The organism is Streptococcus suis, assembly GCF_016743335.1.
GTDB classification, from domain to species: Bacteria; Bacillota; Bacilli; order Lactobacillales; family Streptococcaceae; genus Streptococcus; species Streptococcus suis_Y.
Genome location: NZ_WCJE01000024.1, coordinates 24158 through 35741, shown reverse-complemented (window position 1 = coordinate 35741; position 11584 = coordinate 24158). Strand labels below are relative to the sequence as shown.

The 11584-nt window shown below is 44.4% G+C and carries 11 protein-coding genes; 1 reads left to right on the top strand and 10 read right to left on the bottom strand.

What is annotated here, in order from left to right; translation table 11 throughout:
- Positions 1–108: 108 nt before the first annotated feature.
- The 8 genes from atlA to comGA form a co-directional block, all read right to left on the bottom strand.
- Positions 109–2190: an autolysin AtlA gene (atlA, locus tag F9856_RS07865; RefSeq protein ID WP_202106272.1), complete on the bottom strand. Its 2082-nt coding sequence runs from the start codon at positions 2188–2190 to the stop codon at positions 109–111.
- Positions 2191–2417: 227 nt separating this feature from the next.
- On the bottom strand, positions 2418–2930 hold the full coding sequence (gene comGG / locus F9856_RS07860) for a competence type IV pilus minor pilin ComGG (protein ID WP_202106271.1): 513 nt from the start codon (positions 2928–2930) through the stop codon (positions 2418–2420).
- Positions 2908–3342, bottom strand: coding sequence for a competence type IV pilus minor pilin ComGF (gene comGF, locus F9856_RS07855; protein WP_202106270.1), 435 nt, complete (start codon positions 3340–3342; stop codon positions 2908–2910). Before comGF ends, comGG begins: the two co-directional genes overlap by 23 nt.
- Positions 3329–3622, bottom strand: a complete 294-nt coding sequence (gene comGE / locus F9856_RS07850) for a competence type IV pilus minor pilin ComGE (RefSeq protein WP_202106269.1) — start codon at positions 3620–3622, stop codon at positions 3329–3331. The genes comGF and comGE overlap by 14 nt, the downstream gene beginning before the upstream one ends.
- A complete protein-coding gene (gene comGD / locus F9856_RS07845) occupies positions 3594–4013 on the bottom strand; it encodes a competence type IV pilus minor pilin ComGD (protein WP_202106268.1) in 420 nt (139 codons plus the stop codon). The genes comGE and comGD overlap by 29 nt, the downstream gene beginning before the upstream one ends.
- Complete coding sequence (gene comGC, locus F9856_RS07840; RefSeq protein WP_202106267.1) at positions 3982–4278, bottom strand: competence type IV pilus major pilin ComGC; 297 nt, start codon at positions 4276–4278, stop codon at positions 3982–3984. The genes comGD and comGC overlap by 32 nt, the downstream gene beginning before the upstream one ends.
- 1 nt (position 4279) lies before the next feature.
- A complete protein-coding gene (gene comGB, locus F9856_RS07835) occupies positions 4280–5317 on the bottom strand; it encodes a competence type IV pilus assembly protein ComGB (RefSeq protein WP_236659575.1) in 1038 nt (345 codons plus the stop codon).
- Positions 5229–6179 carry a competence type IV pilus ATPase ComGA gene (gene comGA, locus F9856_RS07830; RefSeq protein WP_202106266.1) on the bottom strand — a complete coding sequence of 317 codons (951 nt, stop codon included), beginning with the start codon at positions 6177–6179 and terminating at the stop codon, positions 5229–5231. Before comGA ends, comGB begins: the two co-directional genes overlap by 89 nt.
- A gap of 85 nt (positions 6180–6264) precedes the next feature.
- Between comGA and F9856_RS07825 the strand changes: the two genes are divergently transcribed.
- Positions 6265–7215: a S66 family peptidase gene (locus tag F9856_RS07825; protein WP_202106265.1), complete on the top strand. Its 951-nt coding sequence runs from the start codon at positions 6265–6267 to the stop codon at positions 7213–7215.
- A gap of 34 nt (positions 7216–7249) precedes the next feature.
- Here the strand turns inward: F9856_RS07825 and F9856_RS07820 are convergent, their stop codons facing one another.
- Both F9856_RS07820 and rpoC read right to left on the bottom strand, forming a co-directional pair.
- Entirely contained in the window at positions 7250–7615 is a 366-nt protein-coding gene (locus F9856_RS07820; RefSeq protein ID WP_024397936.1) for a DUF1033 family protein, read from the bottom strand.
- A 151-nt stretch (positions 7616–7766) separates the two neighbouring features.
- Positions 7767–11414 (bottom strand): DNA-directed RNA polymerase subunit beta', encoded by a 3648-nt coding sequence (rpoC, locus tag F9856_RS07815; RefSeq protein ID WP_174854543.1) that lies wholly within the window; start codon positions 11412–11414, stop codon positions 7767–7769.
- Positions 11415–11584: the final 170 nt, after the last annotated feature.

Sequence of the window (11584 nt, the reverse complement as noted above, 5' to 3'; positions counted from 1 at the left end):
TCGCTAGTAAGGGAGCGCAATACGTAGACACAATAAAAGCTCCACTAGTTCCGATAATGAAAACATCCATCACAGAGACTGTGGAGCTATATATAATCTGGAATAACCCTACTTAGTAAATCGATTTGTGTAATCTAAATTCACATCAAAGAAGGAACGCCCTGGCAACAACTCTGCCTTAGACGTATACTGCCATGCCGCCGTCCGTGCATGTAGAGACATGGACATTGCTTGTGCAGGAGTCATTGTAGAGTATGGATATTGTGCTACCCAGAAATTAGTCATTCCAAATTGACTAGTTTGGATTGGACCTACTACTCCAAGAGAATTATCATCAAGCCAGCTAGCTCCCGTGTAGTGGATGAGATTTGAATAGCCTAAACGACGCATCTCTTCCTCCCAAGCCTTCATGTTGTCGTTGATATTTTTACGAGTTGCATACTCTTCAATATCGTTAACCATTAGAGTACTTGTAGGAAGTCCTAGTTTTTTTGCTGCAGCCACAAAATATTGCGCCTCTGCCTTAGCCTCTTCCTTGCTTGTAAAATGAGAATAGTGATAAACCGAAACCTTGAGACCCGCAGCTAAAGCATTTTTTACCTGCCCTTCTGCATAAGGGTTTAAATAGCTTACTGCCTCTGATAGTTTAACGACAACACCTGAAATGCCGTTAGCAGCCAAGGTTTTGTAATCGGCCACTGATAAGGTCCCGTTATGACTACTTACATCGATAAATCTAGGAATCTCTGTTTTTGTATAACTAATCAAGGTATTAGCTTGGGCAACATTGTACTTTTGACCCTGACTAGTTATGGATAGAGAGATGTTGTAATTTCCTTGTTCATATTTATGGTTACTGATTCGAACTGGGACAAGATAACTTCCATCAGATTGCTTTGTCGCTTCATAATGTTGGACATCGTTTTGACCACCAACATCTGCCCAGACGGCTGCCTGGATGGATTCTATTCCTTTAGGAACATATAAATCTGTGATACGAACATCAAAGAAACCATAGGTTCTGTCAATATTCTCAATTCTAACCGTAGCTTTTGGAACGGTATCCTTTATTTCTACTGTAGTTGTGGTAGAAGGAGAGATTCCAATTTTTGTACCATCCTTTTGCACAAGATATAAATGCACCTGATAAGTTCCTGTGCTATAGCCATGGTTTTTGGATTGGACAGATACTTTATAGCTTCCATCTGCCTGTCTTGCAGCTTCGTACCAAACCAAGTCGTCTTGGCCTTTTTCATCTGACCATACGGGTACAAGAACACTGCTAACACCTAAAGGGCTGTCAACGTTCGATACAATGATATCAAAATTCCCGTTTTGAGAATTCTTATTCTGAATACTCACAGTTCCCGTTGGTTTCTTTGCAACTTGTGGCGCTACAGGTGTGTTTGAAGCTGTTGAACTTCCTGCACTCCCTAATCCGTAAAAAGCAATCCCTTCCTGTCGCCAACCGCGACCTGCCAATACTGTATACTCATTTGCATCCTTCGTATACAGATGGACACGCAAGCCCGGGTGATAGAGACGGTAAACTGGAATATTTCCGTGAGAACGGAAGGCTTCTCCTTCTTGTCGCCAACCACGACCTGCTAGAACAGCATATTCGTTGGCATCCTTCGTATACAGATGGACACGCAAGTCCGGCTGATAGAGACGATAAACCGGCTCTCCCTGATTTGAAACAAATCTCCATGCCTCTCCTTCCTGTCGCCAACCACGACCCGCTAGAACAGCATATTCATTTGCATCCTTCGTATACAGATGGACACGCAAGTCCGGCTGATAGAGACGATATAAGGCTTGCTCAATAGTCGCTTCTGCTTGCGTTACCGGAGCAGACTCAGTTTGCGTTGTAGTTGTTGAAGTGATGCTAGTACTGCTTGTTACCGAACTTGCTTCAGTAGTGGAACTCTCTTCAGTCTCAGGTGCTGAACGACGCGAAACACTCGGTTCTTCTGTCGCAGCTGTACTAGTATCAGTCTGAGCAGAAGAACTTATATTCGTTTCTGTGACTGTGATTTCTTCTGAACTGGTGGCCTGCGTAACAGAAACTTGCGCTCCCGATACATCCGAACTTTGATTGGTTTCGGTAGTGTTTGCTGCAACAGGTACACTCATAGCTAGTAAGCAAGTCGCACCAAGCCCTAAACTTTTCATGTATTTACTTCTCATTCGTCATCTCCTATTCTGAATTCAAGGTCATTATAACATATTTCCTTAGGTGTTTTCAAATACTTTTTCAATGAAATTACCAAACATATCACCCAATGATAAAAAGCACTTCTTTTACGTCAGAAGTGCGACAAAAGAGACTCTATGCCTCATAATCTACAATTTATCAAATATACAACAAAGTTGATTTCCTAGTTACAGTAGGAAGTCTGCTCTCATGTCATATTTTATTTCTTTATTGCAAATTGATAGTCATACTGCTCCCCGTTCCTTAATAGGACCATCACTAACAATTGCTTGTCTTTAACATGATAGTTAGCCTGACCCTCCTGAAAAGTGACCGCTCCCTTATCTCCTATTGGTTTGCTTTCCACGTTTTGAGTTGATGATGTGTCAACTGATTTTGTAGTTGGTTCTGGCTTAGTGCTTGTTGTTTCTTGTACCTCCCCTTCTTCCTTAATATTAGCCGTTTCACTAGCTGTTTCTTTATCTTCCTTCATTTCATCTGTTTGACTTGCTACCTTCTTGGCAATTGCTTCACGCTCTTGCAATTCCTCTTCGACCTTGTCCAAGACCATCTGAGCCATGATGTAGGCCGTCGCTTCTTGCCTTGCCACCTGTACCAAGCGGCTTTCGGCATCTTGGCGGTGGAGATAAAACTGGAGCAAGAGACTAAAAACTGCCAGCATCAAAAGGGCATAGAGCAGGATGCCCGCCTTAACTTTTTTCTTTAAAAGCATAGATAAAGGTTCGCTCCTCTCCGTTTTTAAAGCTAAAGTTGATGCGCACTAGCTGGTTTTCTTGGGAAATAGCTGCGCTGTCCACCTGATAAATCATAGGCTGGTAGCCCTGTCCCTTATCATTGGTTTTCCGAAAATCATCCGACCGTGACTTGCCAAAGGCCAAAGCCTGTTCGCCTTTGTTGACATAGACCTTGCCATTTTCAACCTTGACCAATTCAGCCTGGTCCCACTCCGACCGCAACTGGCTAGAAAAGACCAGCCACTCCTTTTGAATAGTTTGATTTTGATAATGCGCTTCTTGGACCAGCAGTTTTGACAAGCTTTCAAAGACTAGAAGACTTCCTGATAGGATGACTAAGGCTACCAAGCATTCCAAGAGAGTAAAAGCAGGAATTTTACTTTTTAACAACCGACAAAACCTCCTTTCCCTCGTGGAAAACAATCATCTTATCCGCTGTTCGTTGAACCTGAACTGTAACACCGTTTAAGGATAAATCATCTTGCTCGGTCTGAACAGCCATCTGTGCTAGATTGAGAACCTCCTGTTGTTCCAATTCCCAAGCCTGTCGCCTACGTCCCGCATCCACAGCTGACAAAATCAAGCTACAAATAGTCACTAGGGTCGCAAGGGCAACCAGACTTTCTAGCAAAATATAAGCCTTATTCTTCTGTTTTCTTATAGCGACCACTCCCTATATATAATTGATACGTGACCGTCTTTCGACTAAGCCGAAAACGAATCTTGGTCAGAGAAGAATTTCCACCATTTTCTTCAAACTGAATAGTTTTCTCCTCCAAGACCTCTACATTTCTGGGTACCTCTACAGCCTGATAACCATTTGTAACTTCCTGTTCACCGATAGCAAGGTTCACTTTTTGATGGGAACTGGCTGCCAATTTCTGACTGTCTTTATAGATAGCTTCAAATTCCCAAAGAAAAATCTCTTCCTGAACAGACCGAAAGACCGTCTGTACCGTTCCCGACAGGCTGATTGCCAGAAAGCTGATGACAAACAAGGTCAGCAGGCTTTCAAACAGGGTGAAGGCCTTATTGGTTTGCTTTAAGAGCCTTGTATTCATTGTAGGATTGTGCTTGTTTTTCAGTGATATAGCCTTTCGCCTGCAACTCTGCCACCGTTGCTTCCTTGTCATGTTCCAGTTCATAAAGCTCCAACTGGCTTTCTACTACCTTGACAACCGCAGCATCCCCCTTCTTCTGGACAGCATCCTTTTGCTTACTCAAATTTGGTACAAAGAGGAGCAAGAGCAGGCTAATAATTCCCAAAACGACTAACATTTCTACCAGTGTGAAAGCTTTTACCTTCATTTCAATTAATTTTTTCATTTTATAACTCCATATTTTGATAAATCGGCAGCAACATAGCTGCGTAGATAAGAACGACCATTAAGGCCACAAAGAGAAAGACCAGCGGTTGAATCAGCTGCATGGCTCTATTGACCCGAGAGAAAAAATCCTCCCAACACTCGGCTGCATAAACTGTCAACTCGCTCCCCAACTTGGACTTGACCTGACCATATTCGACAATCAAACTCAGCTCCCGCTTGAAAAAGGCATAAGCCTTAATGTGTTCGTGAAAACTCTGACCATTGGAAAGCGACTGCTCCAGGTCCTGTCCAATCTCCCGAAAGAGTTGCGATTGCTGCTCCTGCATCAAGCCCACAATCTGCGGCAGGTCCAAGCCTTGCCCAATCAAACTCCCCCACTCCCTGGCGTAATAGGCCGTCAGATAGGTTTGGATGAGTTTTCCGAAAAATGGCAGAGCTGCTAGGCAGGAAAAGACCTTGATTTTGTTAGTTTTGCGAAACCAAACAAGACCAGCCAAGACCGCCACCAAACTAAGTCCACAGAGAGATAAAAAGATGGTCGGCAAATGGTTAATTAGCATAGTCGCTGCATTGCCTTCCTCCAACTGGGGCAGAAGATAGTTTTTCAAGCCCAGCATAATCAAGAGCAGAAAACCAAGCAAGATAATCGGATAGGTCGCCACCTCAATCAGTTTTTTACGAACCTTGCTAACATTTTCTAGATAGGACTGGATATGGCTCAAACTCAGGCTGGTATTGCCATGAACTTCTGCCAGAGCCACCTGCGTGACCACCGCATCTGAAAAACGCAAATCTGCCAGCAAACTTGAAAAGGGTTTGCCTGCTAACAGCCCGTCTGACAAGACCTGGGTGTAGGGATCTGCCAGAAGCTGACTACGTTTGAGAAAATCAACAATCTCCCCCAGATGAAAACCGCTGGCAAAGAGATTATTGAAAAGTTCAATGACTTTACGCTGGCGAACCAAGGGCAATTTTTTCTGTTTCTGCCTGCCGAAGACTGATATGTCCTGCTGCAAAAAGGCGATCAATTTGTTCATTCCACTGGGCTGCGGAATGGTTTTGGTAATTTCCCTTTGCAAAATCCACTACACCTCCTCCCCCAATCAAACGTTGATAGGCAATGCCTTGAAGGGCATTATTTAATTCCTCAGGGCTGACACCTAGTTCCAACATACGGGCGTAGACACCTGAAATAGACCTTGCATGAACTGTTGAGAAAACGGTAGCTCCCGTCAGGCTGGCTCGAATGACTGCTCGAGCGGTTTCCGCATCCCGAATCTCACCGATGATGAGCAAGTCTGGTCGATGACGGAGGGACAGTTTGATCAGATTGTCATAGGTGGCTCCAATGGTTTCATTGAGCTGGAGTTGCAACATGTCCTCCTGCTTGATTTCGACAGGATCCTCGATAGTCAAAATCTGCTTGTCTGGGAATTTCAGCCTGGCAAGATGGTACATGAGTGTGGTCTTACCAGAGCCGACTGGACCCGAAAAAAGATAGAGCCCTCGTCCCTTGATTTCTTCTGCAAGTCGCTCAGCTGCCTCAAACCAGAACTTGAGTTCCTTGTCATTATCATAGAGCAGGCGGATAACCAGACTTTCCTTGCCACGATAATCTCCGACAGTTGATAAGCGAAGCGAAATCTCTCCGCTACCATAATCATAATCACAGGAACCCTGCTGACTACGGCGTTTTTCACCGACATTTAAACCTGCTAAAAACTTGAAATGGCTGATAATGGCTGTTACTTCCTCCTCAGCCAAGTCTTGCACAAACTCTCGCTCGTCCATGATACGATGGTAGACTTGGTAGCCCTGACCACGAGGAACCAGATAGATGTCACTGACCCTATCTGCCACCGCCTCCTCAATCATCTTTCTTGCTTTTTCTTGAATCATACAACCTCCTCACCCTATCTATTCGCAAGGAAACTTGATTTTCCATACTTTTTTGTTAAAATAATAAAAAAGCTTGGAGGTTCTTATGAAAAGATTAAAAAAAGGCGACCACATACGCGTAGTCAGTCCCTTTTCATCTATTGAAAGAATTGGTGGTTTTGAAGCCAATCTTGCCGCCAAGGAAAAATTGGAAAAACTGGGCTTCAAACTCTCTTTCTCAGAACATTATTTTGAAAACGATATCTTCGATTCTGCTCCGATTGCCAATCGTGTTGCGGACTTGGAAGCAGCCTTTGCGGATGAGGCGGTCGATGCCATTCTGACAACCATTGGCGGTTTCAACTGCAATGAACTCTTGCCCTATCTGAATTTTGACCTGATTGCCCGTCATCCGAAGATTTTCTGTGGCTACTCAGATACGACTGCCCTGCTCAATGCCATCTATGCCAAGACAGGTATGCAGACTTACATGGGACCATCCTATAGCAGCTTTAAGATGCGTGAGGGACAAGATTACCAGACTCAGGCTTGGCTCAAGGCTGTGACACAAGACTCCTTTGACCTGACTCCGAGTCCTGAATGGTCTAGCGACGCTTGGTACCTACCAGACGCCCCTCGCACCTTTTACCCAACAGAATGGAAAGTCTACAATCCAGGCCAGGCCTCTGGTATTGCCATTGGCGGAAACATCTCAACCCTCAACCTGCTGACTGGGACGGAGTTCGCACCCAGACCAGACAAATATATTCTATTTTTAGAAGAGGCGGAAGATGATGATTACCTGATTATCGCTCGTCATTTAACAGCCCTTTTGCAAGCCTATCCAAATCCGCAAGCGGTTGTCTTTGGGCGTTTTCCAAAAGAAACCAAGATGACCGAGGAGATTTTGCTGGCCATTTTGGACAAGCACCCCATTCTAAAAAAAGTTCCTGTGCTCTACGATTTGGACTTTGCCCATACCCAACCACTCTTTACCATTCGGATTGGCGGGCATGTTGAGCTTGATGCGGAAGCATTTACTATCAGATTCAGCTAAAAAGGATTGACCCGCAAAGGTCAATCCTTTTTTATTATTCATTTACGCAATTATTTTGTTTTAATTTGCAGGGGCGTACACGAGGTTGCGTAGGTTGCTTAATAAAACCAGCCGATAAATTATCTCTCGCTTCTACCAACATCAACGAATGATACCGTTGTAGATATTCATCACATTCCTCACACCAATGCTGGTCTGATTCATCCCAAAAAGCCACCATTGTGCCATTTTTACACTTTTTATTAGGGAAACTTTCGGACAACCTAACCCACTCCTTCTGAAAAGCTTTTTGCGCATCCTCATAACGTTCATAGGTCTTTTTACTGACTATATCTTCTTCCCAACCATCTAAAAACCACCAGGGTTCAAAATCTCCATACATTCTAATAACTTGATACATAACACATACTTCCTTTTTCGTACACATTATATCGAAATCATCTGATTTAAGAAAACATTCTGCTTGTTAATTCCTTATCAAGTAATGTATGCGCTTCATTTCCGAATATCAAAAAGCACATCCCTAGAAAAGAGAGATGTACCATCTTAATTTATTCAGTTACAGCTTCAAGCTCTGCTTCTGCTGCAAGCTCTTCTGCTACTGTGTCTTCTATGATTTCAACCTCATTGATGGCTTGTGGTTCAAGATTACGGTAGCGGGCCATACCTGTACCTGCTGGGATAATCTTACCGATAATAACGTTCTCTTTAAGACCGAGAAGGTTGTCACGTTTACCACGAATAGCAGCATCTGTAAGGACACGAGTTGTTTCCTGGAAAGATGCGGCAGACAAGAATGAGTTGGTTTCAAGGGAAGCCTTAGTGATACCCATAAGAACTGGACGAGCTGTTGCCGGAATACCACCAGCGATAACCACTTCAGCATTGGCATCTGTAAAATCTGTGATATCCATGAGGGTACCCATGAGAAGATCTGTGTCACCTGGATCCATGACACGAACTTTACGAAGCATTTGACGAACCATTACCTCAATGTGCTTGTCGCCGATTTCTACACCCTGGCTACGGTAAACTTTTTGAACTTCAGAAAGAAGATAAGTTTCAACCGCCAAGACATCACGGACTTCGAGCAAGCGTTTTGGTTGGATAGAACCTTCGGTCAAGGCTGCTCCACGCGCAACTTGGTCACCAACTTCAACCTTCATACGGGCTGTAAATGGAACCACATACTCACCTTCACCAGTTACACCCTTAACAAAGACTTTCTTGGTACGAGTAGAAGCATCTTCTTCAATGGCGACAACTTCACCTTTGACCTCAGTGATAACCGCTTCCCCTTTCGGATTACGGGCTTCAAAGATCTCTTGGACACGAGGAAGACCCTGCGTAATATCGCTGTTTGAGGCTACCCCACCCGTGTGGAAGGTACGCATTGTCAACTGTGTACCAGGCTCACCGATCGATTGGGCAGCGATTGTACCAACTGCTTCACCCACTTCAACCGCATCACCTGTTGCCAAGTTGATACCGTAACAGTGACGGCAGACACCGTGACGAGTGTTACATGTAAATACGCTACGGATGGTTACTTGTTCAACACCAGCATTGACAATTTCACGAGCAATATCTTCAGTAATCAATTGGTTTGGTCCTATGATGACTGCACCAGTTTCAGGATGTTTAACAGTTTTCTTAGTGTAACGACCTTGCAAACGCTCTTCAAGTGGCTCAATCATTTCCTTGCCATCTGTAATTGAACGGATGTCAAGACCACGGTCTGTTCCACAGTCGTCTTCACGGATAATAACGTCTTGGGCAACGTCAACCAAACGACGAGTCAAGTAACCTGAGTCAGCTGTCTTCAAGGCCGTATCCGTCATACCCTTACGGGCACCGTGAGTGGAGAAGAACATTTCCAATACCGAAAGACCCTCACGGAAGTTAGACAAGATAGGCAATTCCATGATACGTCCGTTCGGAGCTGACATCAGACCACGCATACCGGCCAACTGGGAGAAGTTGGAGATGTTACCACGGGCACCAGAGTCCATCATCATAACGATTGGGTTCTTAGGATCTTGTTTTTCAACCAGGCGTTTTTCCAATTTTTCCTTAGCAGAACGCCACTCGTCGGTAACTGCTGCGTAACGCTCATCGTCGGTAATCATACCGCGACGGAATTGTTTCTTGATTTGTTCTACACGTTCGTGAGATTCTTCAATAATTTCAGCCTTGTTGTCGATAACTGGGATATCGGCAATACCCACTGTCAAACCAGCAAGTGTTGAGTGATAGTAACCCAAGTCTTTCAAACGGTCAAGTAGGGCTGATGTTTCAGTTGTACGGAAACGCTTGAAGATTTCAGCGATGATGTTACCGAGATTTTTCTTCTTGAATGGTGGGTTGATTGGCAATTCTGCAATGGCAGCCTTGATATCCGAACCTGGCTCCAAGAAGTATTTGTCAGGAGTTCCTTCTGTCAAGTTGGCATTGTTTGGCTCTTGCAAGTATGGAAGACCTTCTGGCATAATCGCGTTGAACAAGATTTTTCCAACAGTTGTCATCATGACCTTGTGTTTTTGGTTGTCTTTCCAAGGCTTATCGAGGCTATCTGTTGCAATACCAACACGAGTATGCAAGTGAACATAGCCATTGCGGTAAGCCATAACAGCCTCATCCGCATCCTTGAAGACCATACCTTCCCCTTCACGACCAGCATCTTCCATGGTCAAGTAGTAGTTACCCAAAACCATATCCTGAGATGGTGTTACGACTGGTTTACCATCTTTAGGGTTAAGGATGTGTTCTGCCGCGAGCATAAGGATACGTGCTTCTGCTTGTGCTTCTTCTGACAATGGAACGTGAATCGCCATCTGGTCACCGTCAAAGTCGGCGTTGTAGGCTTCACAGACAAGCGGGTGCAAACGAAGAGCCTTACCGTCGATTAGAACTGGCTCAAAAGCCTGGATCCCCAAACGGTGAAGGGTAGGTGCTCGGTTCAAGAGAACTGGGTGTTCTTTAATCACTTCTTCCAAGATGTCCCAAATGCGATCATCTCCACGTTCAATCAAACGTTTTGCAGCTTTTACGTTACCAGCAATATCACGGGCAACGATTTCACGCATAACAAACGGTTTGAAGAGCTCAATAGCCATTTCACGTGGCACACCACATTGGTACATTTTTAGAGTTGGACCAACGGCGATAACGGAACGTCCTGAGAAGTCAACACGCTTACCAAGCAAGTTTTGACGGAAACGTCCTTGCTTACCTTTAAGCATGTGGCTGAGTGATTTAAGTGGACGGCTACCTGGTCCTGTAATTGGACGACCACGGCGACCGTTGTCAATCAAAGCATCCACAGCTTCTTGGAGCATCCGTTTTTCGTTTTGTACGATGATACCTGGAGCGTTCAATTCCAAGAGACGAGCCAAACGGTTGTTACGGTTGATAACACGGCGGTAGAGTTCGTTCAAGTCAGACGCCGCAAAACGGCCACCATCCAACTGAACCATCGGACGCAAATCTGGTGGAATAACTGGAAGGATGTTGAGAATCATCCACTCAGGCTTGTTACCAGATTTGTAGAATGCATCCAATACATCCAAGCGACGAACTGCTTTAATGCGTTTTTGACCAGAAGCTGTTTTCAATTCTTCTTTCAAAGCTGCGATTTCTTTTGGAAGATCAACTTGTTTCAAGAGGTCTTGGATCGCTTCTGCACCCATTTTGGCAACGAATGAACCATAACCATATTCACGCAAACGCTCACGGTATTCGCGCTCTGTCATGATTGACTTGTGCTCAAGCGGTGTATCTTTCGGATCAATCACCACGTAGGCTGCGAAGTAAATAACTTCCTCAAGCGCACGTGGGCTCATATCCAAGGTCAAGCCCATACGACTTGGAATCCCTTTGAAGTACCAAATATGTGAAATTGGTGCTTTCAACTCAATGTGTCCCATACGTTCACGACGTACTTTTGCACGAGTCACTTCCACACCACAGCGGTCACAAGTAATCCCTTTATAACGGATACGCTTGTATTTACCACATGAACACTCCCAGTCTTTTGTTGGACCAAAGATGACTTCGTCAAAGAGTCCATCACGTTCTGGTTTAAGTGTACGATAGTTGATTGTTTCAGGCTTTTTAACCTCACCGTAAGACCATGAACGAACCTTACTTGGTGAAGCTAACGTGATTTGCATACTTTTAAATCGATTTACGTCAACCACTAATAATCCCTTTCTTTTCTTGTGAGAGGTTGGTTTTCCACACCTCAAATTCTTGAACAATAATCAGCAGAATGGATAGCTTGTAAGCTATTTTTCTATAAATCAGACGGAGGAAGACCGTTGGTCCTTATCTCTTTCAGTTCTGAGATTTGGACCAACTTGTTCCATCC